Origin of the sequence: Inquilinus sp. Marseille-Q2685 (genome assembly GCF_916619195.1) — a bacterium.
Classification (GTDB): domain Bacteria; phylum Pseudomonadota; class Alphaproteobacteria; order DSM-16000; family Inquilinaceae; genus Inquilinus.
Genome location: NZ_CAKAKL010000002.1, coordinates 217,999 through 244,786 on the forward strand (window position 1 = coordinate 217,999; position 26,788 = coordinate 244,786).

Genomic DNA, 26,788 nt, shown 5'->3' on the forward strand with positions numbered 1-26,788 from the left:
ACCGCCATGTCGCGTCCGGCCTTGCCAAGCCTCCGCGGCCTTCCGATATTCGACGCAGCCGTCCGGATCCCCCGGGCGGCGGACGTTCTCAGGGCGGGGTGGAAGTCCCCACCGGCGGTGATGGCATGGCCCAAGGGCCGTGCACGAGCCCGCGAGCGCCTGCCGGGCGACCGGCAGGGTCAGCAGATTCGGTGCGATTCCGAAGCCGACGGTCACAGTCCGGATGAAAGAGAACGGGGACGGCAGGCCGGGCGCGAATCCCGGTGGTCGGTCCCGTATGCCCTGATTCTGGTCCGTTGCATGAGGATGACCATGAATCAGCCCCAGTCTTCTTCCCGCACCGACGCGCCCCGCATCGCCTTCATCCAGGCGTGCTGGCACCGCGACATCGTCGACCAGTGCAAGACCGCCTTCCTGGCGGAGATCGCCCAGGCGGGCGCCTCGGCGCCGGAGGTCGACCTGTTCGAAGTGCCGGGCGTGTTCGAGATCCCGCTGCACGCCCAGCTGCTGGCCAAGTCCGGCCGCTACGACGCCATCGTCGCCACCGGCTTCATCGTCGACGGCGGCATCTACCGGCACGAATTCGTGTCGACCGCAGTGATCGACGCGCTGATGCGGGTGCAGCTCGACACCGAGGTGCCGGTGCTCTCCGCGGTGCTGACGCCGCAGCGCTTCCACGAGCACGAGGCCCACGCCGCCTTCTTCCGCGAGCATTTCCTGGTCAAGGGCAAGGAGGCGGCGGAGGCCGCGCTCAAGACCATCGCCGCGGTGGCGAAGCTGCGCGGACAGGGGCTGCGGGCGGCGGCCTGAGCGACACGCTGCACAGATCGGGCTCGCTTGTTGCGACCCGATCTGTGCAGCCGTCCGCTACCCCGCCACCCGGCCGAAGCCGATGCGGGCGATGCCGTAGCGGCGTTCGTCCAGCAGGGTGAGGCCCTCCACCGGCGGCTCGTCGGCGGCGGTCTCGGCCACCACCAGGCAGCCGGGCGCCAGCCAGCCGGCGGCGGACAGCGCCTTGATCGCCGGGCCGACCAGCGCCTGGCGGTAGGGCGGGTCGAGGAACAGCAGCGTCGCCTGCGCCCGCGCCGGCGGTGGCTTCAACGCGTCGGCGCGCAGCAGATGCGCGCGGGTCGTCTCACCCAGTGCTTCGGCGTTCTTGCGGGCGAAGCCCAGCGCCGCGGCCGAGCTGTCGAACAGCCAGGCCTCGGCGGCGCCGCGCGACAGCGCCTCGAAGGCCAGCGCCCCGGTGCCGGCGAAGGCGTCCAGCACCACGGCGCCGGCCACCGCGTCGCCGCCGTCGGGGCCGTAGCCGGCATGGGCCAGGATGTTGAACACCGCCTCGCGCACCCGGTCGCTCGTTGGCCGGGTGGCGCGGTCCGGCGGGGCGGCGAGGGCACGGCCCCTATGACGGCCGGCGACGAGGCGCAGGGGCATGGCGGGGGGCGGGGCCCGTCGCGGGCCTGGAGCCTGTCGGCTTGGTCGGGGACGGTTTGGCGGGCGCCGGCTTGCGGGTCGGCCGCTCCTCCTCATGGGTCTCCAGCCAGCGGCCCAGCTGGTCGCGCAGCACCGACGCCTTGATCTCCTCGGCCTCACCCTTCTCCAGCGTGCCCAGCTGGAACGGGCCGTAGGCGACGCGGATCAGCCGGTTCACGTTGAGGCCGATCGCCTCCATCACCTTGCGCACCTCGCGGTTCTTGCCCTCGCGCAGGGTGACGGTCAGCCAGGCATTGGCGCCCTGCACCTTGTCCAGCGCCGCCTCGATCGGGCCGTAATGGACGCCGGAGACGGTGATGCCCTTGGCGAGGCCCGCCAGCTTCACGGGATCGGGGGTGCCGTGCACCCGCACGCGGTAACGGCGCGGCCAGCCGGTCGACGGCAGCTCCAGCCGGCGCGACAGCTCGCCGTCATTGGTCAGCAGCAGCAGGCCTTCGCTGTTCAGGTCCAGCCGGCCGATCGAGACCACGCGCGGCAGCCCCTCCGGCAGGTTGTCGAACACGGTCTGCCGGCCCTGCGGGTCGGACCGGGTGGTCACCAGCCCGGCCGGCTTGTGGTAGCGCCACAGCCGGGTGCGCTCGGGCTCCGGCACCGGCTGGCCGTCGACGGTCAGGACGGATCCGGGCGGCACCACCACAGCCGGCGTCTCCAGCACCTTGCCGTCCAGCGCCACGCGGCCCTCGGCGATCCAGCGCTCGGCCTCGCGGCGGGAGCACATCCCGGCCCGGGCCAGCACCTTGGCGACGCGCTCGCCGTCCTTCTCGCCGCCGTCCTTGAAGGTGGCTTTCGGTTTCCCGGCGGGCATCGCGGCGCCTGTCGCGGCCGGGGCGCCCGCCGTCTTCCCGACGGTGGTCTTGGGGTCACTCTTGCTCATCGCCCTTGTCTAGCGCGAAGCGCCCGGCCAGGGTTAGCGCGAAACTCGAGGATCTGACCCGTGCCCGTCGACCCGCCAATTCTGTCCCCCCTCGACCCCGCCGCCGACCCGGCCGAGGCGTATATGCGCCTGGCGCTGGACGAGGCGGCAGCTGCGGCCGCGCGGGGCGAGGTGCCGGTCGGCGCGGTGCTGGTCGAGGCCGCGACCGGCGCGGTGCTGGCGAAGGCCGGCAATAGGGTGGAGGAGCTGGCGGACCCGACCGCCCACGCGGAGGTGCTGGCGATCCGCGAGGCCGGGCGGCGGCGCGGCCGGCCGCGGCTGCCGGATTGCGACCTCTACGTCACGCTCGAGCCCTGCGCGCTCTGCGCCGGCGCCATCTCCTTCGCCCGCATCCGCCGGGTGGTGTTCGCCGCCCTCGACCCGAAGGGCGGCGCGGTGCTGCACGGCCCGCGCTTCTTCGAGCAGAAGACCTGCCACCACCGCCCCCAGGTGGAGCAGGCGCCGGGTGCGGAGGAAGCAGGCGAGCTGCTGCGAGCGTTCTTCCGGGCGCGGCGGTAGGGGGCGGCGGAGCCTTCACTTTTCGTCGTCATTCCCGCTTTCGCGGGAATGACGAAGGAGGGGAAAGGTTAACGCCCCTAAACCTCCGCCTCGCCCTTCAACACAGGGATGCAGCCGCCGCCGACGGTGGAGCGAATGCCGTCCGTGGCGCGGCGGGCGGCGACGCGCAGCAGGCTCGGGCGGCCCATCTCGACGCCCTGGACGATCTCGGCCTGCCCGGCCTCGGCACCGGACAGCGACAGCAGCAGGGCACCCAGCGTGGCGTTGGCGCTGCCGGTCGCCGGGTCCTCATAGGTGCCGGACAAGGGCGCGAACATCCGGGCGCGGATCCTGGCCCCGCCCGGCGCGGCGATGTCCGGCGCGGCCGGGTCGCGGGCGTAGAGATGCAGCGACAGGCGCCGCTCCACCTTCGGGAACTGCTCCTGGGTGCGGCGGAAGGCGGCGACGTCCGGGGTGGCGCGGGTCAGCGCCTCGCCGTTCACCTCCACCAGCACGAAGGGGATGCCGACCGAGGCCAGCACCGGCTGGTGCGCCCTGGTGATCACGTCGGACGGCGCCAGGCCGGCACAGGCGGCGATCGCCTCGGCCGGCAGCTCCATCAGCGTCGACAGCGGCTGCGGCGCGGCGATCACCGCGCCGGTCACGGCCCCGGCCGCGTCGCGCTCGACCCGCACCTCGACCAGTCCGGACAGCTCCTCGAACAGCAGCACGCCGTCGCGGTCCAGCCCGTGCCGGGCCAGGACGCAGCCGGTGCCGACATTGGGATGGCCCGCGAAGGGCATCTCGTAGGTCCGGTTGAAGATCCGCACCCGCGCCGTGTGCGCCGGGTCCTCCGGCGGCAGCACGAAGGTCGTCTCGCTCAGGTTGAACTCGGCGGCCAGAGACTGCATCTCGCCGTCCGACAGGCCGCGCGCATCGGGGAACACCGCCAGTTGGTTGCCGCCGAAGCGGCGGTCGGTGAACACGTCCACGGTCTCGAAGGCGAAGCGGCGCATCACGGCCTCCTGTCGGATCAAGGCCCCGAGTCTTGACAGGAGTTTGCCCTTTGGCAAAGTGCCGAAATGTATCCAGCCAATCTCTTCCGCGCCCTGGCCAATGAGCGCCGCCTGCAGATCCTGGAGTGGCTGAAGGATCCGCGCGCGCATTTCCCGCCGCAGGCCGATGGCGACCTGGTCGAGGACGGGGTCTGCGGCGTGTTCATCGCCGACAAGCTCGGCATCAGCCAGCCGACGCTGAGCGAGCATATGCGCGTGCTGGTCCAGTCCGGTCTGGTGGTGCCGAAGCGGATCAAGCAATGGACCTTCTACAAGCGCGACGAGGAGAAGATCCGCGCGGCGCGGGCGATGGTCGACGCCCTCTGAGGCTTTCCGCCGGGCGGTCTCGTGCCTATGTTCGGGACGACCCGACACCAAGGCCCGATCGATGTTCCAGACCGCACGCCCTGACCCCTCCCTGCCGAAGGCCGAGGCTTATCGCGACCTGCTCTCCCAGGCGGAGGGGCTGTTCCATGGCGAGACCGACGCCATCGCCAACGCCGCCAACCTGTCGGCGCTGATCTATCACGGCCTGCCGGACCTGAACTGGGCCGGCTTCTACCTGCTGCGCAGTGAGGGCGAGCTGGTGCTCGGGCCGTTCCAGGGCAAGCCGGCCTGCATCCGCATCCCGCTCGGCCGCGGCGTCTGCGGCACGGCGGCGGAGCGTCGGGTATCGGTGCTGGTGCCGGATGTGCACGCCTTTCCCGGCCACATCGCCTGCGACGCCGCCTCGCGGTCCGAACTGGTGGTGCCGCTGCTGCGGGACGGCCGGGTGATCGGCGTGCTCGACCTCGACAGCCCGCTGCCCAATCGCTTCGACGCCGAGGACCAGGCCGGGATCGAGGCGCTCGCGGCTCTCTGGGTCGCTGCCAGCGCCTGACGGCTCAGCCGTTCTCGTAGCGGATCTCGATCACCTCGGCGGTCTCGATGCCGGCCGGGGTGCGGACCTCGACCACGTCTCCTTCCTGCGCCCGCATCAGCGCGCGGGCGAGGGGGGAGATCCAGCTGATCTCGCCCTCTTCCGGCCGGGTCTCGTCGATGCCGACGATGCGCACCGTGCGCTCGCGGTCCTGGCCGTCGACATAGGTCACGGTGGCGCCGAAATAGACCCGGTCGCGATTGGTCTGGCGCGCCGGGTCGACCACCTCGGCGATCTCCAGCCGCTTGGTCAGGAACCGCACCCGGCGGTCGATCTCGCGCAGCCGCTTCTTGCCGTAGATGTAGTCGCCGTTCTCCGACCGGTCGCCGTTGCCGGCGGCCCAGGACACGACCTCGACCACCTTCGGCCGCTCGACCCGCCACAGCTGCTTCAGCTCGTCCTGCAGCCGCTGGAAGCCCTCGGGCGTGATGTAGTTCTTCGACCCCGCGGGCAAGGGCGCCGGCGCGTCGTCCAGCTCCTCCTCGGTGTCGGTCTCTTTGGTGAAGGCCTTGCTCATCCGGGCAGTCTACGCCGATCGGGCCGCAGGTTTCAAAAACGTGGTCACACCGCGATATCTCTTCGGCAGAACCCCTCAGGCCAGTCGATGCGGTCGACGGCCTGGTAGGCCCGCGACCGAGCCTCGGCGATGTCGGCGCCCAGGGCGGTCACCGCCAGCACCCGGCCGCCCTGGGCGGTGACGGTGCCGTCGGCTTCCGCCTTCGTGCCGGCGTGGAAGACGATGGTGCCCGGCACCTGCACGGCCTCGTCCAGCGCCCGGATCGAGCTGCCCTTGTTGTAGTTGCCCGGATAGCCCTTCGCCGCCATCACCACCGTCACTGCCGCCTCCGGCCGCCAGCGCAGGGTCAGGTGCCGCAGCTCGCCGTCGGCGGCGGCGATCAGGGCGGTCAGCAGGTCCGAGTTCAGCCGCGGCAGCAGCGTCTCGCATTCCGGGTCGCCGAAGCGGACATTGTGCTCGATCAGCTGCGGCCCGCGCTCGGTCAGCATCAGCCCGGCAAACAGGATGCCGCGGAACGGCGTGCCCTCGGCCGCCATGGCGCGCAAGGTCGGCTGCACGATCTCGGCCATGATCCGGGCCTCGAGCTCCGGCGTCGCCAGCGGATGCGGCGAGACGGCACCCATGCCGCCGGTGTTCGGGCCCTGGTCGTGGTCGAAGGCCCGCTTGTGGTCGCGGGCGGTGGCCAGCGGCAGCGCGCTCTCGCCGTCGCATAGGGCGAAGAAGCTCAGCTCCGGTCCGGTCAGGCACTCCTCGACCACGATCGAGGCGCCGGCGGCGCCGAAGCCGCCCTCGGTCAGCATCGTGTCGACCGCGGCCTGGGCCTCCTCCACGGTCGCGGCCACCACCACGCCCTTGCCGGCGGCCAGCCCATCGGCCTTGACCACGATCGGCGCGCCTTCGGCGGCGATATAGGCCTTGGCCCCGGCCGCTTCGGTGAAGCGGCGGTAGCGCGCGGTCGGGATGCCGTATTTCGCGCACAGGTCCTTGGTGAAGCCCTTCGACCCCTCCAGCGCGGCGGCCGATGCTGTCGGGCCGAAGGCCTTGATCTCGGCCTCGGTCAGCCGGTCGACAAGGCCCGCCACCAGCGGCGCCTCCGGCCCGACCACGACGAAGTCGATCGCGTTCTCTCGGGCGAACCTGACCAGCCCGTCGACATCCTCGGCCGCGATCGGCACGCAGGTCGCCTCCTTGGCGATGCCGGCGTTGCCCGGCGCGCAGAACAGCGTGGTGCACAGGGGGGAAGCGGCGATCGCCCAGGCCAGGGCATGTTCGCGGCCGCCGCCGCCGACCAGAAGGATGCGCATCGAAGGACCCGTCTCACTTGCTCGAACGGCAGGGGTTTAGCATGGTGGCCGCAGCATGACCGAGCAAAACGACACCCCCGCTGCCCCTCAGGGCCGCCCCGGCTCCAACCTGCCGGAATTCACCATCGCCGAGCTGACCGGCGCGCTGAAGCGCACGATCGAGGGCGAGTTCGGCCTGGTCCGCGTGCGCGCCGAGATCGGCAAGGTCACCGTGCCGCGCTCCGGCCATGTCTACCTGACGCTCAAGGACGACAGCTGCACCCTCGAATCGGTGATCTGGAAGGGCCAGCTGCCGCGCCTGATGGTGCGGCCGGAGCAGGGGATGGAGGTGGTCTGCACCGGCCGGCTGACCATCTACGGCTCGCGCTCGCAGTACCAGATGGTGATCGAGCAGATGGAGCTGGCGGGCGAGGGCGCCATCCTCAAGATGCTGGAGGAGCGCCGCCGCCGCCTCGCCGCCGAAGGGCTGTTCGAGGCCGCGCGCAAGCGGGCGCTGCCCTTCCTGCCGCGGGTGATCGGCGTCGTCACCTCGCCGACCGGCGCGGTGATCCGCGACATCCTGCACCGCCTGTCCGACCGCTTCCCGCGCCACGTCCTGGTCTGGCCGGTGGCGGTGCAGGGCGACAGCGCGGCGGGGCAGGTGGCGGCGGCGATCGAGGGCTTCAACGCGCTCCCGCCCGGCGGCCCGGTGCCACGGCCGGACCTGCTGATCGTCGCCCGCGGCGGCGGCAGCCTGGAAGACCTGATGCCGTTCAACGAGGAGATCGTGGTACGCGCCGCCGCGGCCAGCGCCATCCCGCTGATCTCCGCCGTCGGGCATGAGACCGACACCACTTTGATCGACTACGCCGCCGACCGCCGCGCCCCGACCCCGACCGCGGCGGCAGAGATGGCGGTGCCGGTGCGGGCCGAGCTGCTGGGCCGGGTGCTGGACTGCGCCCGCCGCCTCGAAGCCGGCACCGCCCGGCTGTTCGGCGAGCACCGCACCCGGCTCGACGCGCTGCGCCGTGGCCTGGGCGACCCGGCGCGGCTGATCGAGACGGCGATGCAGCGGCTGGACGACCGCGGCGAGCGGCTGGACCGCGCCGCGCTCGGCCGGGTCGAGCGCTGCCGCTCCTGGCTGGCCGAACTCGGCGCCCGGCTGCCGCATCCGCGCCGCCAGGTGGCGGAGACGGCACGGCACCTTTCCCAGCTCGGCGACCGCCTGACCGCCTGCGGCCCCCGCCTGCCCCATCGCCCGGCCGAACGGTTCCACGCCCTGTCCGGCCGCTTCGGGCCGGAGCCGGTGCAGCGCGCCCTGGCGGACCGCGCGGCGCGGCTGGCCGCCGCCGGCCGGCTGCTGGAGAGCTACTCCTATGTCGACGTGCTGCGCCGCGGCTATACCCTGGTGCTGGCCCCGGCGACCGGGCACGCCCGGGGCTCGGCGCAGGAGGCGCCCCCCGGCCGGGCCGTGTCGATCCGCTTCCAGGACGGCGAGGCCCCGGCGGTGATCGGCGGCAGCAAGCCGCCCCGCCCCGCCCGCGCGCCGGACCCGAAGCCGGAGCAGGGGACGCTGCTGTAGGCGCTACGCCGGTTCCGCCAGGGCCCAACGGCGCGGCGGATCGAGCCAGCGGACCAGCCGCAGCCCGGCAGAGGTCAGTTCGCTCGCCATCTGCGAGTCGTCCATCAGTTCGTGGGTATAGCTCTGCGTCCACGTCGCGTCGGCCGCTTCCGAGCGGAGGACGATGTGAGCCAGGCGGCCGTCATGCCGCACCGATTCGATGACATGGCGGATGCCGGCCTCCTCCCCGGCCGGCCCGGGGCGCAGCGCCGCGAAGGTGTCGGGGTTGCGCCGCTCGATCAGCACTGCGCCGCCCGGCCGGATGTGGCGCCGGCAGGTGGCGAGCAGGGCGGCGCGCGTCGCCGCGTCGGGGAAGTTGATCAGGGTGCTGGCCAGCAGCACCGCGTCGAAGCTGCGGCCGAGATCGAGCCCCTCGATATCGGCCTGCACCGTCTCCGCGCCCTTGATGTGAGCCAGCATCTCGGCCGAGTTGTCGACCGCGGTCACGGCATAGCCGCGGGCGATCAGCGGATGGGTGACGCGGCCCGGGCCCGAGCCGAGCTCCAGGATCGAGCCGCCGGCCGGGACCACGGCGGCAATGATCTCGGGCTCGTTGTCCGCCTCCAGGCGCCGATACAGCTCGACGGCGCAGCCGTCCTGGGTGCGCGCGCCCGGCCCGGTGCCGGTGAAGCGGATCCGGGATCCCATCGAAGGCCTCCTCCGTCGGAACACTCTGGCGGAGATGGCGATGACGGGGCATCCCTTGAAGCCCGTCTCCCTTGCCCCTGAGTGCCGCAACCAAGGATCGAGGATGTTCGAGGAAGACTTGGCCCGCTGGGGCCTGGTGCCGGACGGCGAGCCGATCGTCACCCATGGCAGCCGGCTGCTGGCGGTGCGCTGCGGCGACCTGCCGGCGATGATCAAGCAGCCGGTCAACGAGGACGAGAAGCTCGGCTGCCTCCTGATGCAGTACTGGACCGGGGAGGGCGCGGCGATGGTGCTGGCCCAGCACGGCGACACGCTGCTGCTGGAGCGCGCCACCGGCCCGGGCTCGCTGACCGCCATGGCGCTGCAGGGGCAGGACGACGAGTCCTGCCGCATACTGTGCGACGCCGCGAACCGGCTGCACGCGCCGCGCGGCCGGCCGCTGCCGGACGGGCTGCTGCCGTTGGAGCGGTGGTTCGAGCCGCTGACCCTGGGCGGCGGCCGCCATGGCGGCGTCGTGGCCCGCGCCGCCGCCGTCGCCCGCGAGCTGCTGGCGGAGCGGCGCGACATCGTCACCCTGCATGGCGACCTGCACCACGACAACGTGCTGGATTTCGGCCCGCGCGGCTGGCTGGCGATCGACCCCCGGCACCTGGTCGGCGACCGCGGCTATGATTTCGGCAGCATCTTCACCAACCCCGACATGGGCTTCCCCGGCGCGCCGGCCCTCGCGGCACCGGACCGGGCCGTGACCACGCAACCCGGCCGCCTGGCCCGGCGGGCGGCGGTGGTGGCCGAGGCGGCGGGGATGGAGCGCGGCCGGCTGCTGCGCTGGGTGCTGGCCGCGGCCGGCCTGTCCGCCGTCTGGAGCCTCGACGACGGCGACCACCCGGCGATCGACCTGGCGGTGGCGGAGATGGCGCTGGCGGAGCTGGGCGGGGGCTGACGGCCGCATTTTTTGCCGGCCGTGTCGGCGCCGGGCATACTCCTTCGTCCTCGGGAGGAAGAAGGAAACACCCGGATGCTGTACGCCGTCCTCTGCTACCACAACGAAGCCGTGACGGAGGCCTGGAGCAAGGCCGAAGACGACGCCGTCATGACCCGGTTGGCCGCGGTGCAGGAGCCGCTGGCCCGGCAGGGCAAGATCGGGCCGGTCGCCCGGCTGCTGCCGACCACCGCCGCCGCCACCCTACGCCTGGGCGCGGGCGGCGAAGCGCTGGTGATCGACGGCCCCTTCGCCGAGACCAAGGAGCAGCTTCTGGGCTTCTACACCTTCGACTGCGCCTCGCTGGACGAGGTGCTGGACATCGTGCGCGACCTCGCGCGCGCCAATCCCGGGGGGGCCTATGAGATCCGCCCGATCCGCATCTTCAAGCCTGGGACAGCTGGATCATGAACGACATCGCCTGGATCGACACGGCCTTCGCCTCCGCCCGTCCCCAGGCTCTCGGTGCGCTGCTGCGCTATTTCCGGGACCTCGACACGGCGGAGGAGGCGTTCCAGGAGGCCTGTCTCCGGGCGCTGAAGACCTGGCCGCAGAAGGGGCCGCCGCGCGACCCGGCCGCTTGGCTGATCTTCGTCGGCCGCAACGCCGCCCTCGACGGCGTGCGCCGCGGCCGGAAGCAGGAGCCGCTGCCGCCGGACGAGGTGCTGTCCGACCTGGAGGACGCCGAGACCGACCTGGCCGAGCGGCTGGATGGCGCCGAGTACCGCGACGACATCCTGCGGCTTCTGTTCATCTGCTGCCATCCCGACCTGCCGACGACGCAGCAGATTGCGCTGGCGCTGCGCATCGTCTCCGGCCTCTCGGTGAAGCAGATCGCCCGCGCCTTCCTGGTCGGCGAGAGCGCGATGGAGCAGCGCATCACCCGGGCCAAGGCCAAGGTGGCGAACGCCGGCGTGCCGTTCGAGACGCCGGGCGCGCCAGAGCGGGCGCAGCGTCTGGCCATCGTCGCCGCCATGATCTACCTGGTGTTCAACGAGGGCTATTCCGCCGCCAACAGCGAGGAAGCGCCGCTGCGCGCGCCGCTGTGCGACGAGGCGATCCGCCTGGCCCGGCTTCTGCTGCGGCTGTTCCCGGCCGAGCCGGAGATCATGGGCCTCACCGCGCTCCTGCTGCTTCAGCACTCGCGGGCGCCGGCGCGCTTCGACGCCGAGGGCGGCATCGTGCTGCTGGAGGACCAGGACCGCAGCCTGTGGAACCGCGCCATGATCGCCGAGGGGCTGGCCCTGATCGACAAGGCGATCCGCCATCGCCAGCCCGGCCCCTACCAGGTGCAGGCGGCGATCGCGGCGCTGCACGCCCGGGCGGCGCGGGCGCAGGACACCGACTGGGCGCAGATCGACATGCTCTACGCCACGCTCGAGCGGCTGCAGCCCTCGCCGGTGGTCACGCTCAACCGGGCGGTCGCCGTGGCGAAGCTGCGCGGCCCGCAGGCGGCGCTGGAGATGATCGAGCCGCTGGCGCCGCGCCTGTCCGGCTACTTCTACTTCTTCGGCGTGCGGGGGGCGCTGCTGCAGCAGCTCGGCCGCTTCGGCGAGGCGCGCGAGGCCTTCAACCGGGCCATCGCCCTGGCCAACACCGCGGCCGAGGCCGCCCATATCCGGATGCATCTCGACCGGCTGCAGCAGGACGGGACGGCCGGCTGAGACCGGAAAATTTCGAGGCCGTGTCGGCGCCGCTGCGGCCCGGCCGTCCTTGAGGCAGGCGCGCGGCATCCGCCGCGGCGCGAAAGAGAAATCAGGAGGACGTCATGGCCCAGACGACAGATGCAGCTCCCCCGGTCCTCGGCGGCCTGGTCGCCTATGTGAACGTCGAGGGAGCGTCGAAGGCCGCCGAGTTCTACGAGAAGGCCTTCGGCGCGAAGACGGTCTATTCGGTGCCGCCCGACGAGAAGGGGCGGACCATGCATGTCCACGCCCATGTCAACGGCAGCTCGCTGATGATCTCCGACTTCTATCCGGAGCATGGCTTCGCCTTCGAGCCGCCGCAGGCCTTCACCCTGCAGCTCATCCTCAAGGCGGACGAGATCGACGCCTGGTGGAAGCGGGCGGTCGATGCCGGTTGCACGGTCGAGGTGCCGCTGGACGTGATGTTCTGGGGCGACCGGTGGGGCCGGCTGAAGGACCCGTTCGGCATCGCCTGGGCGATGAACGCGCCGGTCAAGTCCTGAGGCCGTTCGGCGAGATGCCGGCGGAAGGACATGCGCCGTTCGCCGGCTTCCGTGATGCGATGGAGGAAGAAATGACCGGCCAGCATGACAGCGAATCCGAGATCCGCGCCCTGATCGAGGAGCGCGCGGCGGCGCTGCGCCGCAAGGACGCCGAGGGCTTCGTCGCCCGCCAGGCCGCGGACTACGCCCTGTTCTCCCTGTACTCCATGGGGTCGCCGCTGGCAGCCGACCAGGCGAGCGTCGAGGACGTGGACGGCTGGTTCGCCACCTGGTACGGGCCGATCGGCTACGAGGTCCGCGACCTCGACATCGCGGCTGGCGGCGATGTCGCCTTCTGCCACGGTTTCGCCCGGATGAGCGGCACCAAGACCGACGGCGAGACGGTCGACCTGTGGTTTCGCCTCACCCTGGGCCTGCGCCGGACCACCGAGGGTTGGACCATCGTGCATGAGCACGAATCCGTGCCCTTCTACATGGATGGCAGCCTGCGGGCGGCGGTGGACCTGAAGCCCTGAAGCCCTGAAGCCCTGGAGCGCCGGGTCAGGCGGTCCTACCCAGCCCCGGTAGACCGGGTGATGGGCGATCAGATGTCCAGAGAATGGACTTGAGACAGAGGAGAACCCCTTGGCCAACACCAACGAAGCCCCGATCCGCGCCCTGATCCAGGAGCGCTCGGCAGCGCTGCGCCGCAAGGATGCCAAGGGCGTCGTCGCCTGCCAGGCCGCCGACTATGTCCTCTACTCCCTGGCGCCGCCGCTGCGGACCGTCGAATCCGGGACCGAGGGGCTGGACGAGTGGTTCGCCACTTGGCGTGGCCCGATCGGCTACGAGATCCACGACCTCGGCATCGCGGCGGACGGCGACGTCGCCTTCTGCCACGGCTTCGCCCGGATGACCGGCACCAAGATCGACGGCGAGACGGTCGAGCTGTGGTTCCGCATCACCCTCGGCCTGCGCCGCGCCGCCGGCGGCTGGACCATCGTGCACGAGCACGAATCCGTGCCCTTCTACATGGACGGCAGCCTGCGGGCGGCGGTGGACCTGAAGCCCTGAGGCGCCGGGTCAGGCGGTCCGGTTCAGCGCCGGCGCCAGCAGCCGGACCCCGACCCAACCCCAATAGACCCGGTGGTGGGCGATCAGGCCGCGCTCGATGTCCATGACCTCGACCAGATCGACCTGATCGCCCTGCGGCGTCTCGCGCGGGTATTCCCAGACCAGCTGCCGGCCGTTGGCGTAGAAGGTGCCGGTGCGGTACCAGCGGCTCAGCTCGCCCTGCAGGGTGCGCAGCCCGGCTGCGAAGAAGGACCGGATCGGCTCCCGGCCACGCAGCACGCCTTCCCCGAGCTCCGGCAGGGTCGCCAGGATCAGCGGCGTCTCCAGCACCGCGTCCTCGGCATAGAGCGCCACCAGGCCGTCGAGGTCGCGGCCGCGGACGGTCTCGTGCCAGCGCTCGTAGATCCGGCGGATTTCGGCATCGGTGTTCATCGCGACCTCCATCAGGTTGATGGAAGCCTAGGCCGATGACGTGTCGGCCGGCCGTGCGAATGTTTCGACGAAGGCCGAAACGTCTCGCCGGATCAGCCTTTGGGGTGCGAAGCCCCGGCATCGGCCCGGACGGCGCCGATCAGCGCATCGAGCAGCCCAGGGAAGCGGGCGTCGAGGTCGTCGCGCCGCAGCGACAGCAGGTTCTCGCGGCCGGACGGGCGCTGCCAGATCACGCCGCTGTCGCGCAGCACTCGCCAGTGATGGGTCAGGGTCGATTTCGACACGTTCTTCAGCACCGTGCCGCAGGCATGCTCTCCGCCCTCCGCCAGGACGCGGATCACGGTGAGCCGCATCGGATGCCCCAGCGCGGCCAGGACGTTCTCCAGCCGGATCTGGTGCCGGTCGGGATGCTGCGGGGTGATCATTCCCGATAGATAGGCGACGATACGCGTACAGTCAAACCGCTGGCCTTCCGCGGTCGGGTGGCGAGGATCGCTTCATCCCGATCGTACGCAAATTCTAGTACTGTTCAAAAGTACGATAATCTGCGTACAGTCGGACGAATCGAATCCGACGGAAGGAGCTTCCATGTCCGCATCCGTGTCCGCGGCCGGGCACCGCTCGCTCGGCTGGAGCCTGGCGCTGCTGGCCTTCGCCCAGCTGATCTTCGCGCTCGACCTCAACATCGTCTTCGTGGCCCTGCCGGAGATCGGCACGGGGCTCGGCTTCTCCGAGCAGTCGCTGCAATGGGTGGTCAGCGCCTACACCGTGTTCTGCGGCGGCTTCCTGCTGTTCGGCGGCCGTGCCGCCGACCTGCTCGGCCAGCGCCGGATGTTCGTGTCCGGCCTCGTCCTCTACGCCGCCTCCTCGCTGGTCGGCGGGCTGGCCTGGAGCCCCGGCGTCATCATCGTCGCCCGCGCCGTGCAGGGCATCGGCGGGGCGCTCCTGTTCCCGGCCACGCTGTCGCTGGTCAACCGGCTGTTCGAGGAGGGGCCGCGGCGCAACCGGGCGCTGGCGGTCTGGGGCGGCGCCGGCGCCAGCGGGCTGACCCTGGGCTCGCTGCTCGGCGGCGTGCTGACCAACGATTTCGGCTGGCCGGCCGTGTTCTTCGTCAATGTGCCGCTGGCCGGCATCGTCGCCCTGGCCGCCCTGGCGGTGATCCCGCGCGACCCGCCGCGCCGTTCCCGGCGCAGCTTCGACCTGCCCGGTGCCCTGACCGTCACCGCCGGCGTCACCCTTCTGGTCTACGTCCTGGTGCAGGGGCCGGAGACCGGCTGGGGCGCGACCCCGATCGTCGCCGCCGCCGTGCTCTCCGCCGTCCTGCTGGCCGCCTTCGTGCTGATCGAGACCCGCAGCGCCGACCCGCTGATGCCGATGCGGCTGTTCCGCAACCGAAGCCTGGTCGCGGGCATGTCGATCACCTTCATCTACATGGGCAGCTTCGGCGCGCTGCCCTATTTCCTGACCGTACTGTTCCAGACCGTGATGGGGTTCAGCGCGCTCGAGACCGGCCTGGCCTTCATCGTGCCGTCGCTCGCCATCGCCGCCGGCACCCAGCTCGGCGAGCGGCTGGCGACGAAGCTGACGACGCGCAGCACCCTCCTGCTCGGCTCGGCGATCGGCGTGGGCGGCACCGTCGCGATCGGCCTCGCGACCACCGCCGGCTATGCCGCGCTGGTGCCGGGCCTCGTGGTCTCCGGCATCGGCCAGGGCATCGTCTGGACCGGCATGTGGATCGCCTCGGCCTCCGGCGTCGCGGCGGAGGAGCAGGGCGTGGCCTCCGGCATGGCCTCGACCACGCTGAACATCGGCAACGCCATCGGCCTCGCCGTCCTGATCGCCATCGCCAATGCCGGGATCGCCGGGCAGCAGGGCGAAGCGCTGCGCCTGGTCATCGCCGACGGCACCCGCCTCGCCTTCACCCTCTCGGTCCTGGGCATCGTCCTCGGCGGGCTGGCGGCGCTGGCCCTGCCGCGACGGGCGCGCGGTGCGGCGATGCAGGCGGCGGAGTAGACGGCGGCCCTACTCCTTCACCGTGGCGATGGTGCCGTTGCCGACCAGCCAGCGCTTGCCGTCCGGGGTCAGCACGATCAGGGGAATGCCCTGGCGCAGGCTCAGGAAGACGTGGACCTCGGTCGGGATCGCCGAGACCGGCTCGGCCACCATGAAGGCGACGGCCGGGTGGCCCTCGGCCGTCCGCTCGCCGGCCAGGCAGGAGGGCGGCGGCAGCCGGCCGCCGGACAGGATGCGGCCGCCATCCGGGCTGACCAGGAAGCGGAAATGGCCGCCGACCATGAACACGCCCGGATCAGTCGCGGTGGCCGGGGCGTAGACCCGCCAGTTGCGGGTGCCGGGGTCGCGGAACGCGACCGGCCGGTAGGTCTTGGAGCAGGGCTGGTCCAGCCGTCCCAGCGCCAGCTGCGCCGCCGCGAACTGGGCGGCCTGGTCCGGCGTCAGCGGCGCGCCGTCGCGGCGGGCGAGGGCGGGGGCGCCGCCGCCGGCGTCGACGGTGACGTCGTAGGCCGCTTCCGGCCCCTGGCTGCCGCGGCGCACGAAGCGGACCAGGATGCCGTTCGCCGCTGGCTCGGTCACCCAGCCGACGATGCCGCCGGCCTGCGGGTCGATGCCGCCCTTACGCAGCGCGGCGCTGGCCAGGGCGGCGGCGCCATCGATCGCGTAGATCTGCCGGCCCAGCGTCACGGCCCGGCGGAACTCCGGCCCGGTCTGCGGCCCCACCGGGGCCGGCGTGGCCGATGCTGCGGGCGGGGCGGCCTGGCCCGGCGTCGGCTTCTGCTGGGCCGCGGTCTCCCCGGCCGGCAGGGCGACCGCCGCCAGCAGCAGGGCGGCCCGGCCGAGGCGGCGGCGAAACGCGATGGGTGGCTGACGCATGCTGTCTCCGCTGTGGTCGGCGGCCACCATGCCGCGCCGTGCGGGCCGGGCCAACCCCTCGCCTGCAGCGACAGAGGCAGAAGGGACATCGTTCCCTGCCGGCGAAGCGGATCGCAGCGGCCTTAACTTTTGACGTACCCGGTTCCGACCATCGGGTTTAATTCGAAGGGCGTCCGGTGCGACTCGCAGGTTGATGAGGAGATGCGATCGATGGCCGTAACGTCCTGCGAGGCCTGTCCGCTGCGTCGCCTGCCGCTGTTCAAGATCAACACGGCGGAGGAGATCGACTTCATCGCCGGCATGCGCCGCGGCAATCTGAAATACCCGGCCGGGGCGCAGATCCTGTCCCAGGGCGACGACGACAGCGATCTCTACACCCTGTTCTCCGGCTGGGCCTTCCGCTTCAAGGAGCTGGAGGACGCAAGGCGGCAGATCCTGAACATCCTGATGCCGGGCGACTTCATGGGCTTCCATATCGCGCCGCAGACCGGGGCGCCCTACGGCATCGAATGCCTGACCGACGTCGAGGTCTGCGTCTTCCCGAAGCGCAAGCTGTGGGACCTGTTCCGCGCCCATCCCGGCCTGGCCTACGACATCACCTGGCTGACCGCGCATGAGGAAGGCATCGTCGACGACAACCTGCTGTCGGTCGGACAGCGCGCGGGGGTGGAGCGGGTGGCGACGATCGTGCTCGCGGTCTACAAGCGGGCGCGGCAGCTCGGCCTCGTGCGCGACAACACGCTCGACTTCCCGCTGACGCAGAGCCACATCGCCGACATGCTGGGCATGTCGCTGATCCACACCAACCGGGTGCTGCGCCGGCTGCACCGCGACGGCGTCTTCACCCTGGCGCGGAAGAAGCTGCAGGTGCACGACACCAGCGCCCTGCGGTCGCTCGCCGCATGGGCCGAGGCGCCGGTGCCGAAGCGGCCACTGATCTGAATTTCCCCTGTTTCCCTTGTATGGGCTCGGTGCGCGGCGCTGCCGCGACGGCCGTCCCGTGCCGGACGTTGCAACCAAGAGGAGAAAATGACCATGGCGACCCGCAACCTCGAACAGGATGTCGACACCCTGACCCGCACGATCTCGGAGCTGCGGTCGGAGATCGGCGCGCTGGCCGGTCGCGCCGGCGGCGCCGCGCAGGATGCCGGCCGATGGGGCGCCCGCCGCGTCGGCCACGCGGCGGAGGCCGCCGCCGGCGAGATCCAGGGCCAGGTGGCGGAGCGGCCGCTGACCGCCCTCGGCCTGGCCTTCGCCGCCGGCCTGGCGATCGGCCGCTTCCTGGTCCGCTGACACCCGCGGCCCCTCGGAACTCCCGGTGTCGAGGGGCCGTTACCTTGACCGGTCCGTCTCGGATCGGTTTCCCAAGCTGAAGGAGAAGCCCATGATCGCACGCATCGTTCTTATCGCCGGCCTGCTGGCCGCCGGCCTCGGCATGGCTGCCTGCGAGAACACGGTCCGCGGCGTCGGCCAGGACACGGAAAAAGCCGGCGAGAACATCCAGCAGTCGGTCCAGCCGAAGCCGCAAACGCAGCCGATGCCGTGACCGGCCCGCCCGGACGGGCGGCCTAGCCTGTCCGGGCGCCATGAATCCCTGTCAGAACCCGAAGGACGCGCATGGACCTGATCCGGATCATCATCGCCATCCTGCTGCCGCCGCTCGGCGTCTTCCTCCAGGTCGGCTTCGGCGGACATTTCTGGCTCAACATCCTGCTGACGCTGCTCGGCTACATCCCGGGCATCGTCCATGCGGTCTGGGTGATCGCGAAGAAGTGACCGGGTGCGGCGCGGGCGGCACTGGAAACCCGCGGCGGGATCGGACAGGCTGGCGGCCCCGTGGATCGGAGAGCAGAGATGACCGGCATCAGGACCGCCCCTTATGGCTTCTGGAGGTCGCCGATCACCTCCGACCTGATCGTGGCGCAGTCGATCGGCCTGTCCGAGGTGCGGCTGGACGGCGACGCGATCTGGTGGCTGGAGAGCCGGCCGCAGGAGGGCGGGCGCAGCGTGCTGATGCGGCGTGCGCCGGACGGCTCGGTCGCCGAGGTCAGCCCGCCGGCCGTGAACGTCCGCACCCGGGTGCATGAGTATGGCGGCGGCGCCTGGATCGTCGCCGACGGCAATGTCTATTTCTCCAACGACCGCGCGGGACCTGCCGGCGCGCCGCCGGACCGCCGCCTGTACCGCCAGGCGCCGGGCGCGGCGCCGGCACCGGTCACCGCCGCCGGCGAGGCCGGGGAGGAGTGGCGCTTCGCCGACGGGCTGGTGGATCCGCGCCGGCGGCTGTGGATCGGCGTCGGCGAGCGGCACCGCCCCGGCCAAGGCCATCCCGACAACATAATCGTCGCGGTGCCGCTGGAGGGGGAGGGCGCCGGCAGCATCCGCATCCTGGCCCAGGGCCACGACTTCTTCGCCTCGCCGCGGCTGTCGCCGGACGGCAGCCGCCTGGCCTTCCTGGCCTGGGATCATCCGCACATGCCCTGGGTCGAGACCACGCTCTTCGTCGCCGAGCTGGCGGCCGACGGGCTGCCGTCGCGGCCGCCGCTGGCGCTGGCCGGCGGGTCGGGAGAATCGGTGTTCCAGCCGGAATGGTCGCCGGACGGGCGATGGCTGGTCTTCGTCGCCGACCGCTCCGGCTGGTGGAACCTCTATCGCTGCGACGGCCGGGGCGGCCCGGCCGAGCCGGTGCTGCCGATGGCGGCCGAGTTCGGGCAGCCGCAATGGGTGTTCGGGATGTCGACCTATGCCTTCTCCGGCCCCGGTCGCCTGCTGTGCAGCTACGTCGAAGGAGGCCTGGGCAAGCTGGCCCTGGTCGACCTGCTGACCGGCGCCCTGACGCCGATCGACCTGCCCTATACCGACATCAGCTCGGTCCGCGCCGATGAGCGGATCGCCGTGTTCCGCGCCGGCTCGCCGCGCGACCCCGCCCAGATCGTCCGGCTCGACCTCGCCACCCGGCGCTGGGAGGTGCTGAAGCGGTCGACCGAGATCGGCGAGGACCCGGCGCTGCGCGGCTTCTTCGCGCCCGCGCGGCCGGTCGAGTTCCCGACCGCGGGCGGCCGCACCGCCTACGGCCTGTACTACCCGCCGACCAGCCCGGACCATGCGGCGCCGGCGGGCGACGTGCCGCCCCTGGTGGTGAAGATCCATGGCGGGCCGACCGCCGCCGCGTCCTCGACGCTGAACCTCGGCATCCAGTACTGGACCAGCCGCGGCATCGCCGTGCTCGACGTCAATTACGGCGGCAGCACCGGCTACGGCCGGGCCTATCGCGACCGGCTGAACCTGGCCTGGGGCGTGGTCGATGTCGAGGACGCGGTCGCCGGCGCCAAATACCTGGCGGCGCAGGGCCTGGCCGACGCCGCCCGCTCGGTGATCACCGGCGGCAGCGCCGGCGGCTACACCGCGCTGGCGGCGCTGGCCTTCGACGATTATTTCGCCGGCGGTGCCAGCCATTTCGGCGTCAGCGACGCGGCGGCCCTGGCGCGCGACACGCACAAATTCGAGTCGCGTTATCTCGACTGGCTGATCGGGCCCTATCCGGCGGAGGCCGAGCGCTACCGCGAGCGGTCGCCGCTGTTCCATGCCGACAAGCTGTCGAAGCCGGTGATCTTCTTCCAGGGCGACGAGGACGAGGTGGTGCCGCCGAACCAGACCGAGGCGATGGTCGATGCCCTCAGGGCCAAGGGCCAGCCGGTCGGCTACGTCCTGTTCGCGGGCGAGCAGCACGGCTTCCGCAAGGCCGCCAACATCCAGCGGGCGCTGGACGGCGAGCTCGCCTTCTACGCGGTCGAGATCTTCAAGACCGGGCTGGCATTTTAGCCCGCATTTCTCACCCTCGTTGTGCCCTGCGCCATCGCCACAGGCCGGCAGGGCAGGAGAGCGGTGCAGCGCGATGTGGTACATCGCGCAAGCCGTTCGGCGCACCCTGCCGGCCTGTGGCGATGGCCCGGAGGGTCGTCTTGCGGTGGCCGCCTGCGGGCGCGGGCCGCTCGACCGTAGTTCCTGCTACGCTCTTCGCGTCCCGCCCCCGCATCCGACTCGCCGCAAGACGACGCAGGGCGCAAGGAGGGTGAGAAAGGCGGGCTAGAGGCCGCGGCTTCGCGCCGTCAGCCGGCCGGGCGCGGCTCCGCCGCCGGGACGATGCCGTCGGCCAGCAGGCCGTGCAGCTGCTCGAGATAGCCGTCCCGGGACCGGGCCGTCGGGTCCGAGGTCATGACCACGGTCAGGCCGAGATCGGGCACGACATAGACCATCTGCCCGCCATAGCCCCAGGCGTAGTAGACGGGGTGGCCCTGCGCCTCGGTGATGAACCAGCCATAGCCATAGGCATGGCCTGTAAAGGGCGACCGGGTGCGCGGCGTCCACGACGCCTCAACCCAGCCTTCCGGCAGCACCCGCCGGCCGTCGATCACGCCGCCCCGGCGGTACAGCTCGCCGAAGCGCAGCAGGGCGCGGGGCGACAGCATCATGTCGTTGCCGCCGAAATGGATGCCCTGCGGGTCGCGCGGCCAGTCCGGGATGGTGATGCCCAGCGGCCGGCCCAGCCAGTCGCGCATCAGCGCCAGCGTGCTGCGGCCGGTCAGCCTGGTCAGGGCCGCCGACAGCAGGTGGCTGTCGCCGGTCGAATACAGCATCCGCCCGCCGGGCCGGTCGATGAAGGGCCGGGACAGGATATAGCGCACCCAGTCCGGGCTGCTGGTCCAGCGCCCGTAATTGCGGCCGGAGGTTCGGTCGAGCCCGGCCCGCATCGACAGCAGATGGTCGATGGTGACCTCGGCCAGCAGCGGGTCCGGATCCGCCGGCAGCTCGGCGGCCAGGATCGGGGCGACCGGCTGGTCGAGCCCGGTGAAGACCCCGCGCTCGATGGCGATGCCGACCAGCGCCGACAGGACCGATTTCGACGCCGACTTGATGTTGACCGGCCGGTCCAGCCCGGGGCCGCGGAAAGCGCGCTCCGCGACCGTCACCCCATCCTGGGCGATGATCAGCGCCCGCAGCCGCGGCAGCGCCGCCGCCTGCCGCAGCACCGGTTCCAGCCGGGCCGGGTCCAGCCGCGGCTCCGGTGCCGTCACGACCGTGGATGCGGGAGTAGCCCGGGCGGCGGAGGGCGCCGCCGCCAGCACGAGGCCGGACGCGATCAGGGGCAGGAGCCGGGTCCGGAGCCGTCGCATCCCGCGAATGTGGGCCCGGCGCAGCGAAGCGCAAGGGGCTGTCCGCCCGGGGCTCCTCCGCAAGTCGCATATCCGCCGCCGGCCTCCCGGCCTAGTCTCGGCGGGTTCGCAGCAACGGAGGCCGGTGATGCCGTGGCGGTGGCTGATCCCGCTCCTGGCCCTGATCGCCGGCCCCGCCGCCGCGCAGGCACCGACGGCGGTGTTCCCGTTCGAGCTGGCCGACACCAGCGGCGAGGCCGCGTCGCCGGGCCATGACGCGCGGATCGCCCTGGCCACCGAACAGCTGGCCCGCAAGCTGGAGCAGTCCGGCCGCTACCGGCCGGTCGACCTGGCTCCGCTGGCGGCGAAGGTCGCGGCGACGGCGCCGCGCTACAGCTGCGGCGGCTGCTGGCTGGAGGTGGCCCGGGAGAGCGGGGCGGAGCTGGCGGTGCTGCCCGCCGTGCACAAGATCTCGACCCTGATCTCGACCATGGACATCTGGGTCGCCGATCTGCGCAGCGGGCAGTATGTCGCCCATGCCCAGGGCCAGATCCGCGGCGACACCGATGCGGCCTGGCTGCGCGGCGTCGACTTCCTGGTCGACGAGCGGCTGCTGCGGCAGCCGCCATAGAAAAAGGGGCCGGCTGGGGGCCGGCCCCCTTCGCATAGGTCCGTCCGCTGTCTACTTGACCGGCTCGAAGGCCGTGCCGACGCGCTTGAACAGGGCGTAGCCGGACTTGGTGCGGTCGCCCTTGGCGTCATAGGCGATGTCGCCGATCACGCTCTTGTAGTCGCTGCCGTCATGCAGCGCCGCCGCCACCTTCTCCGGATCGGTCGAGCCGGCCTTCTTCGCCGCCTCGGCCCAGACCTGGACCGCGGCATAGGCGTAGAGGGTGTAGCCGGCCGGGTCGATGTTCTTGGCCTTCAGCGCCGCGACCACGTCCTTCGCCGCCGGGTTGGTCTCGGGCGGGTTGTCGATGGTCAGCAGCACGCCCTCGCCGGCCGGGCCGACGATCGACCAGAAGTCCTGAGCGTACAGGCCGTCGCCGGAGATGAACTGCGCCTGCAGCCCCTGGTCGCGCATCTGCCGCAGCAGCAGGCCGGCCTCGTTGTACAGGCCGCCGTAATAGACGACGTCGATGCCCTGGGCCTTCAGCTTCGAGATCGTGGCCGAATAGTCCAGCTCGCCCGGCGTGATCGTCTCATAGGCCGTCTCCTTCACCCCGGCGGCGTTGACCACCGCCTTGGTGGCGTCGGCCAGGCCCTTGCCGTAGGTGGTCGAATCCTGGACGAAGGCGATCTTCTTGTCCTTGAACTTCTCGGCGATGTAGGCGCCGGCGACCTTGCCCTGCTGGTCGTCGCGGACGACGGTGCGGAACACGGTCTTGTAGCCCTTCTCGGTCAGGTCCACCGCGGTGGCCGAGGGGGTGATCATGATGATCCCTTCCTCGTCATAGACCGGGGCGGCGGCGACGGTGGCGCCCGACAGGGTGTGGCCGACGACCGCGACGACCTTCTTGTTGACCATATCGTTGGCGACCTGCACGGCCTGGCGCGGATCGCCGGCATCGTCGCCGAACTCGACCACGATCTTCTCGCCATTGACCCCGCCGGCGGCGTTGATCGCCTCGACCGCCGCTTCCACGCCGCGCCGCTCCTGCAGACCGTAAGGCGCGTTGCCGCCGCTCAGCACGAAGGCGGCCCCGATGGTGACGTCGGCCCAGGCGGCCGATCCGCCGAAGACGGTGGCCAAGGCCAGGGCCGAGGCCATCGTCCCGCTGCGGAATCTGCTCATGCGAATCTCCCCTCTTCATCCCGGCGGGCCGGATGCCCGCACTTTGGGCAGAGGGTAAAGCGATTGCGGGCCCGGCGTGAATTCGTTTGTTACAGAATCGGCGTTTCGACCCGTCCGGATTTCGTTTCGATCGGCCGGCCGGGGAATTCCGTCAGGAAAGTATCCCCGGCCGGGCGCGATTGATCGGATTTGAGCCGAATCAGACCGTCTCGGTCACCTTGCTCAGGTTGCGCGGTGCGTCGGGCGACAGGCCGCGGGCCTCGGACAGGGCGGCGACGAAGGGATAGAAGGCGCCGATCGCCAGGATCGGGTCCAGCGCCGGGTGCAGCGGCGGCGGCAGCGGCAGCGACGCGCCCCCGACCCCCGGCGCGCCCGCCAGCAGGACCTCGGCGCCCAGGCCGCGGAACTCCGCCGCCATCTTCAGCACGCTCTCGCGCCCGCCGTCGTTCGGGGCATAGGCCAGCACCGGGTAGCCGGCTTCGACCAGCGCCTTGGGCCCGTGCATGATCTCGGCCGCGCTCATCGCCTCGGCCTGCAGGATGCAGGTCTCCTTGAACTTCAGCGCGCTCTCCTGCGCGATCGCCAGGTTCAGGCCTCGGCCGGCGACCATCATCCGGTCGGCCTTCGCCAGCGCCTCGATGGCGGGCGACCAGTCGCTGCGCACGGCGGTCTCCAGCGCCTCGGGCAGGCGCTGCAGGGCGGCCTTCAGCTCCACATCCTCGGCCCATTCGGCCACCAGCCGGGCGGCGGCGACCAGGCTGGCGATGTAGGATTTGGTCGCGGCCACGGCGCGCTCGCGCCCGGCATGCTGGTCCAGGACGATCTCCGCGGCCTGGGCGGCCGGGCTGTCGGTCGAGTTCAGCACGGCGACGGTCAGGGCCCCGCGCTCGCGGGCGCGGCGCACCGGCGTCACCAGGTCCGGGCTGCGGCCGGATTGCGACACGGCGATGGCCAGGCTGCCCTTCAGGTCCAGGTCGGAATGGCCCAGCGTCTCCAGCGAAGGCGGCAGCGAGGCGGTGACCACGCCCAGCCGGCTGCCCAGCAGATAGGCGGCATAGGTCGCGGCGTGGTCGGAGCTGCCGCGGGCGATGGTCACGGCGAAGCGCGGCCGGTCGGCGCGCAGCCGGGCGGCCAGGTCGCGGACCAGATCCGCGTCGGCGGCCAGGAGGTCGGCGATGCGGGCCGGGGCCTCGCGCGCCTCCTCAAGCATGATCGAGGTCAATCGACTCTCCTTCGACATGGACGCCCGTGACCCGCAGGTCGGCGTCGAGAACGACGATGTCCGCCCAGGCGCCGGGCGCCAGGCGGCCGCGATCGGCCAGGCCGAGATAGTCGGCGGCCAGGGTCGAGGTGCGGCGCGACGCCTCCTCCGGCGCCAGGCCGATGGCGACGAAGTTGGCGAAGGCGCGGTCCATGGTCAGGCAGCTGCCGGCCAGGGTGCCGTCGTCCAGCCGCACGCCGTTGCCGCATTTGCGCACCGTGTAGCGGCCCAGCCGATAGTCGCCGTCCGGCATGCCGCTGGCGGCGGTGGCGTCGGTGACGGCGTAGAGCTGCGGGATCGCCCGCAGCGCCGCGCGGATGGCGCCGGGATGGACGTGCAGCAGGTCGGGGATCAGCTCGGCATGCTCGGCATGGGCCAGGGCGGCGCCGACGATGCCGGGGGCGCGGTGGTGCAGCGCCGTCATGGCGTTGAACATATGGGTGACGCCGTCGACCCCGCGCGAGAAGGCTTCGGCCGCGGTCTCGTAGTCGCAGGAGGAATGGCCCAGCTGCACCCGGATGTCTCGGGCCGCCAGGAAGGCCTGCAGGCTGCCGTCGGGGTCGGCCTCCGGCGCCCAGGTGACGACCCGGATGTCGGCGCGGTCGCAGAAATCCGCCATGCGCACGAGGTCGGCGGGGATGGCATAGGGCGGCTGGGCGCCCAGCCGGTCCGGGCTGATGAACGGGCCTTCCAGATGCACGCCCAGCACCCGCGCTTCGCCCGGCCGCCGTCCCGCGATCACCCGGCCGGCGCCGTCCAGCGCCGTCTCGATCTCCTCGACCGGCGAGGTCATGGTGGTGGCCAGCAGCGACGTCGTCCCGTGCCGAGCATGCGTGCGGGCCAGGGTGCGGATCGCGGCCTCGCCCTCCATGGCGTCGGCGCCGCCGCCGCCATGGCAGTGCAGGTCGATGAAGCCCGGGACGATCATCGGGCCTTCGACGCCGTCGACCGGTTCGATGCTGCGGATATGGCTGTCGAAGCCGATCCGGCCGGCGACCCAGCCGTGCGGCGTCAGGATCCGGCCTTCGAGGGTCTTGGTCATGCGTCGCTCCAGGCTTCGCCGGGGGCCAGGGACCGGGCCAGCAGCACGGCGCCGTCGCGGGCGTCGCCCTGCGGCGGGCGCAGCCGGGCGACGATCGTCGGGTCCATATAGGGGCGCAGCGGCGCCGCCAGGCTGCCGCCGGCACAGAAGGGCAGGGTGCCGTCCGGGTCGAGCGCGCGGGCCAGCCGGTCGACCTCATGTCCGGCCTGCCGCATCAGCCGCGCCGCGGCGGGGTCGCCCTCGCCCGCCAGCCGCACCACGATCGGCGCCAGCGTGGCGTATTTGGTCGACGGCGCCTGATAGGTCCAGGACAGCAGCTCCGGCGGGGTGGCGCCGCAGGTCTCGAACATGGCCCGGTGCAAGGCGGAGCCGCCGGGCGGGTCGACGTCCCGGCCGTCCAGCAGCTGCAGCGCCTCGCCCAGCGCCTTCAGGCCCAGCCAGGCGCCGCTGCCCTCGTCGCCGACCGGAAGGCCCCAGCCGCCGACCTGGCGGGTGGTGCCGTCGGCATACAGGGCGCCGCCGACCGTGCCGGTGCCCAGCGCGATCGCGGCGCCGGGCCGGCCGCCATGGGCGCCCAGCGTCGTGGCATGGGCGTCGGAGGACAGGCGCAGCCGGGCGAAGCCGGGTGCCTTGGCGCGGAACTCGGCGCGCTTGTCCGGCCGGCCGGTGCCGGCCAGGCCGCAAGCCAGCACGGCGTCCGAAAAGTCCGCCTCGGCGATTCCGGCGGCGTCCAGCGCGATGCGGATCTGGGCCCAGGCGCCGTCGACGCCGAGCGTCAGGCTGGACGGGCCGGCCGTGCCCTCGCCCAGCACGCGGCCCTCCGGATCGACGGCGCGGAGCCTGGTGCCGGTCGCGCCGCCGTCGACGCCGATATGGATGCGGATCGCCATGCCCTCGGTCCTGGAATGCTGTCGCGCGGGACGCTAGCAAGCCGCGCCGGCAGCGTCACCGCGCCAGATGGTCTATACCACTCGTGCTGCGGCCGGGCCACAGCGAATGCCGTTTCCACGCCGCCAGATTTGAGATTATTGTTCCAAGACTTGGA

Annotated in this window: 32 protein-coding genes and 1 riboswitch; of the genes, 18 read left to right on the forward strand and 14 right to left on the reverse strand. The window is 71.9% G+C overall.

Features of this window, described 5'->3' with window-relative positions; translation table 11 throughout:
* Positions 1-80: 80 nt before the first annotated feature.
* Positions 81-239, forward strand: a riboswitch (FMN riboswitch).
* A 67-nt stretch (positions 240-306) separates the two neighbouring features.
* Positions 307-810: a 6,7-dimethyl-8-ribityllumazine synthase gene (locus LG391_RS09985; protein WP_374200737.1), complete on the forward strand. Its 504-nt coding sequence runs from the start codon at positions 307-309 to the stop codon at positions 808-810.
* Between the two features lie 57 nt (positions 811-867).
* Here the strand turns inward: LG391_RS09985 and rsmD are convergent, their stop codons facing one another.
* On the reverse strand, positions 868-1,434 hold the full coding sequence (rsmD, locus tag LG391_RS09990; protein ID WP_308013040.1) for a 16S rRNA (guanine(966)-N(2))-methyltransferase RsmD: 567 nt from the start codon (positions 1,432-1,434) through the stop codon (positions 868-870).
* Positions 1,403-2,368, reverse strand: a complete 966-nt coding sequence (locus tag LG391_RS09995) for a pseudouridine synthase (RefSeq protein ID WP_374200738.1) — start codon at positions 2,366-2,368, stop codon at positions 1,403-1,405. Before LG391_RS09995 ends, rsmD begins: the two co-directional genes overlap by 32 nt.
* 123 nt (positions 2,369-2,491) lie before the next feature.
* Between LG391_RS09995 and LG391_RS10000 the strand changes: the two genes are divergently transcribed.
* The gene (locus LG391_RS10000; protein ID WP_225769333.1) at positions 2,492-2,926 is read left to right on the forward strand and encodes a nucleoside deaminase; all 435 of its coding nucleotides are present in this window, start codon (positions 2,492-2,494) and stop codon (positions 2,924-2,926) included.
* Positions 2,927-3,003: 77 nt separating this feature from the next.
* Here the strand turns inward: LG391_RS10000 and LG391_RS10005 are convergent, their stop codons facing one another.
* Positions 3,004-3,921, reverse strand: a complete 918-nt coding sequence (locus tag LG391_RS10005; protein ID WP_225767867.1) for a PhzF family phenazine biosynthesis protein — start codon at positions 3,919-3,921, stop codon at positions 3,004-3,006.
* Positions 3,922-3,987: 66 nt separating this feature from the next.
* Between LG391_RS10005 and LG391_RS10010 the strand changes: the two genes are divergently transcribed.
* Both LG391_RS10010 and LG391_RS10015 read left to right on the forward strand, forming a co-directional pair.
* Positions 3,988-4,287: a helix-turn-helix transcriptional regulator gene (locus LG391_RS10010; RefSeq protein WP_225767868.1), complete on the forward strand. Its 300-nt coding sequence runs from the start codon at positions 3,988-3,990 to the stop codon at positions 4,285-4,287.
* A gap of 61 nt (positions 4,288-4,348) precedes the next feature.
* Positions 4,349-4,840, forward strand: coding sequence for a GAF domain-containing protein (locus LG391_RS10015; protein ID WP_225767869.1), 492 nt, complete (start codon positions 4,349-4,351; stop codon positions 4,838-4,840).
* A 4-nt stretch (positions 4,841-4,844) separates the two neighbouring features.
* Here the strand turns inward: LG391_RS10015 and greB are convergent, their stop codons facing one another.
* On the reverse strand, positions 4,845-5,396 hold the full coding sequence (gene greB, locus LG391_RS10020) for a transcription elongation factor GreB (protein ID WP_225767870.1): 552 nt from the start codon (positions 5,394-5,396) through the stop codon (positions 4,845-4,847).
* 44 nt (positions 5,397-5,440) lie between these two features.
* The gene (gene purD, locus LG391_RS10025) at positions 5,441-6,700 is read right to left on the reverse strand and encodes a phosphoribosylamine--glycine ligase (RefSeq protein WP_225767871.1); all 1,260 of its coding nucleotides are present in this window, start codon (positions 6,698-6,700) and stop codon (positions 5,441-5,443) included.
* A gap of 55 nt (positions 6,701-6,755) precedes the next feature.
* On the opposite strand from purD, the gene xseA reads away from it, so the two are divergent.
* Positions 6,756-8,261: an exodeoxyribonuclease VII large subunit gene (gene xseA / locus LG391_RS10030; protein ID WP_225767872.1), complete on the forward strand. Its 1,506-nt coding sequence runs from the start codon at positions 6,756-6,758 to the stop codon at positions 8,259-8,261.
* 3 nt (positions 8,262-8,264) lie between these two features.
* Here the strand turns inward: xseA and LG391_RS10035 are convergent, their stop codons facing one another.
* A complete protein-coding gene (locus LG391_RS10035) occupies positions 8,265-8,948 on the reverse strand; it encodes a bifunctional 2-polyprenyl-6-hydroxyphenol methylase/3-demethylubiquinol 3-O-methyltransferase UbiG (protein WP_225767873.1) in 684 nt (227 codons plus the stop codon).
* Positions 8,949-9,051: 103 nt separating this feature from the next.
* Here LG391_RS10035 and LG391_RS10040 point away from each other — a divergent pair, with 103 nt between their 5' ends.
* The 6 genes from LG391_RS10040 to LG391_RS10065 all read left to right on the forward strand — a co-directional run bounded on the left by LG391_RS10040 (position 9,052) and on the right by LG391_RS10065 (position 13,171).
* The gene (locus tag LG391_RS10040; protein WP_225767874.1) at positions 9,052-9,891 is read left to right on the forward strand and encodes an aminoglycoside phosphotransferase family protein; all 840 of its coding nucleotides are present in this window, start codon (positions 9,052-9,054) and stop codon (positions 9,889-9,891) included.
* A gap of 75 nt (positions 9,892-9,966) precedes the next feature.
* A complete protein-coding gene (locus LG391_RS10045; protein WP_225767875.1) occupies positions 9,967-10,341 on the forward strand; it encodes a YciI family protein in 375 nt (124 codons plus the stop codon).
* On the forward strand, positions 10,338-11,594 hold the full coding sequence (locus LG391_RS10050) for an RNA polymerase sigma factor (protein ID WP_225767876.1): 1,257 nt from the start codon (positions 10,338-10,340) through the stop codon (positions 11,592-11,594). The genes LG391_RS10045 and LG391_RS10050 overlap by 4 nt, the downstream gene beginning before the upstream one ends.
* A 104-nt stretch (positions 11,595-11,698) precedes the next feature.
* On the forward strand, positions 11,699-12,118 hold the full coding sequence (locus tag LG391_RS10055; protein WP_225767877.1) for a glyoxalase/bleomycin resistance/extradiol dioxygenase family protein: 420 nt from the start codon (positions 11,699-11,701) through the stop codon (positions 12,116-12,118).
* A 71-nt stretch (positions 12,119-12,189) separates the two neighbouring features.
* Positions 12,190-12,633: a nuclear transport factor 2 family protein gene (locus LG391_RS10060; RefSeq protein WP_225767878.1), complete on the forward strand. Its 444-nt coding sequence runs from the start codon at positions 12,190-12,192 to the stop codon at positions 12,631-12,633.
* 109 nt (positions 12,634-12,742) lie between these two features.
* Positions 12,743-13,171, forward strand: coding sequence for a nuclear transport factor 2 family protein (locus LG391_RS10065; RefSeq protein WP_225767879.1), 429 nt, complete (start codon positions 12,743-12,745; stop codon positions 13,169-13,171).
* 9 nt (positions 13,172-13,180) lie between these two features.
* On the opposite strand, the gene LG391_RS10070 is transcribed toward LG391_RS10065, so the two are convergent.
* Positions 13,181-13,603: a nuclear transport factor 2 family protein gene (locus tag LG391_RS10070; protein WP_225767880.1), complete on the reverse strand. Its 423-nt coding sequence runs from the start codon at positions 13,601-13,603 to the stop codon at positions 13,181-13,183.
* A 92-nt stretch (positions 13,604-13,695) separates the two neighbouring features.
* Positions 13,696-14,028 (reverse strand): helix-turn-helix transcriptional regulator, encoded by a 333-nt coding sequence (locus tag LG391_RS10075; protein WP_225767881.1) that lies wholly within the window; start codon positions 14,026-14,028, stop codon positions 13,696-13,698.
* 163 nt (positions 14,029-14,191) lie between these two features.
* On the opposite strand from LG391_RS10075, the gene LG391_RS10080 reads away from it, so the two are divergent.
* The gene (locus tag LG391_RS10080; RefSeq protein WP_225767882.1) at positions 14,192-15,616 is read left to right on the forward strand and encodes an MFS transporter; all 1,425 of its coding nucleotides are present in this window, start codon (positions 14,192-14,194) and stop codon (positions 15,614-15,616) included.
* A gap of 9 nt (positions 15,617-15,625) precedes the next feature.
* Here LG391_RS10080 and LG391_RS10085 read toward each other — a convergent pair whose 3' ends face one another.
* The gene (locus LG391_RS10085; protein WP_225767883.1) at positions 15,626-16,492 is read right to left on the reverse strand and encodes a hypothetical protein; all 867 of its coding nucleotides are present in this window, start codon (positions 16,490-16,492) and stop codon (positions 15,626-15,628) included.
* A gap of 210 nt (positions 16,493-16,702) precedes the next feature.
* On the opposite strand from LG391_RS10085, the gene LG391_RS10090 reads away from it, so the two are divergent.
* The 5 genes from LG391_RS10090 (at position 16,703) to LG391_RS10110 (ending at position 20,314) form a co-directional block, all read left to right on the forward strand.
* On the forward strand, positions 16,703-17,434 hold the full coding sequence (locus LG391_RS10090) for a Crp/Fnr family transcriptional regulator (RefSeq protein WP_225767884.1): 732 nt from the start codon (positions 16,703-16,705) through the stop codon (positions 17,432-17,434).
* 93 nt (positions 17,435-17,527) lie between these two features.
* Positions 17,528-17,785 carry a hypothetical protein gene (locus LG391_RS10095; RefSeq protein ID WP_225767885.1) on the forward strand — a complete coding sequence of 86 codons (258 nt, stop codon included), beginning with the start codon at positions 17,528-17,530 and terminating at the stop codon, positions 17,783-17,785.
* A gap of 91 nt (positions 17,786-17,876) precedes the next feature.
* Positions 17,877-18,038, forward strand: coding sequence for an entericidin A/B family lipoprotein (locus LG391_RS10100; protein ID WP_225767886.1), 162 nt, complete (start codon positions 17,877-17,879; stop codon positions 18,036-18,038).
* 71 nt (positions 18,039-18,109) lie between these two features.
* Positions 18,110-18,268: a YqaE/Pmp3 family membrane protein gene (locus LG391_RS10105; protein ID WP_225767887.1), complete on the forward strand. Its 159-nt coding sequence runs from the start codon at positions 18,110-18,112 to the stop codon at positions 18,266-18,268.
* 78 nt (positions 18,269-18,346) lie between these two features.
* Entirely contained in the window at positions 18,347-20,314 is a 1,968-nt protein-coding gene (locus LG391_RS10110; protein ID WP_225767888.1) for a S9 family peptidase, read from the forward strand.
* A 287-nt stretch (positions 20,315-20,601) separates the two neighbouring features.
* Here the strand turns inward: LG391_RS10110 and LG391_RS10115 are convergent, their stop codons facing one another.
* A complete protein-coding gene (locus LG391_RS10115) occupies positions 20,602-21,666 on the reverse strand; it encodes a serine hydrolase (protein WP_225767889.1) in 1,065 nt (354 codons plus the stop codon).
* Between the two features lie 127 nt (positions 21,667-21,793).
* Here LG391_RS10115 and LG391_RS10120 point away from each other — a divergent pair, with 127 nt between their 5' ends.
* Entirely contained in the window at positions 21,794-22,276 is a 483-nt protein-coding gene (locus LG391_RS10120) for a DUF3280 domain-containing protein (protein ID WP_225767890.1), read from the forward strand.
* 51 nt (positions 22,277-22,327) lie between these two features.
* On the opposite strand, the gene LG391_RS10125 is transcribed toward LG391_RS10120, so the two are convergent.
* The 4 genes from LG391_RS10125 to LG391_RS10140 all read right to left on the reverse strand — a co-directional run bounded on the left by LG391_RS10125 (position 22,328) and on the right by LG391_RS10140 (position 26,633).
* Positions 22,328-23,440 carry a branched-chain amino acid ABC transporter substrate-binding protein gene (locus LG391_RS10125; protein WP_225767891.1) on the reverse strand — a complete coding sequence of 371 codons (1,113 nt, stop codon included), beginning with the start codon at positions 23,438-23,440 and terminating at the stop codon, positions 22,328-22,330.
* A gap of 199 nt (positions 23,441-23,639) precedes the next feature.
* Positions 23,640-24,662 carry an SIS domain-containing protein gene (locus LG391_RS10130; RefSeq protein WP_225767892.1) on the reverse strand — a complete coding sequence of 341 codons (1,023 nt, stop codon included), beginning with the start codon at positions 24,660-24,662 and terminating at the stop codon, positions 23,640-23,642.
* Positions 24,643-25,743, reverse strand: coding sequence for an N-acetylglucosamine-6-phosphate deacetylase (gene nagA, locus LG391_RS10135; RefSeq protein ID WP_225767893.1), 1,101 nt, complete (start codon positions 25,741-25,743; stop codon positions 24,643-24,645). Before nagA ends, LG391_RS10130 begins: the two co-directional genes overlap by 20 nt.
* Entirely contained in the window at positions 25,740-26,633 is an 894-nt protein-coding gene (locus LG391_RS10140; protein ID WP_225767894.1) for a BadF/BadG/BcrA/BcrD ATPase family protein, read from the reverse strand. The genes nagA and LG391_RS10140 overlap by 4 nt, the downstream gene beginning before the upstream one ends.
* Positions 26,634-26,788 lie beyond the last annotated feature (155 nt).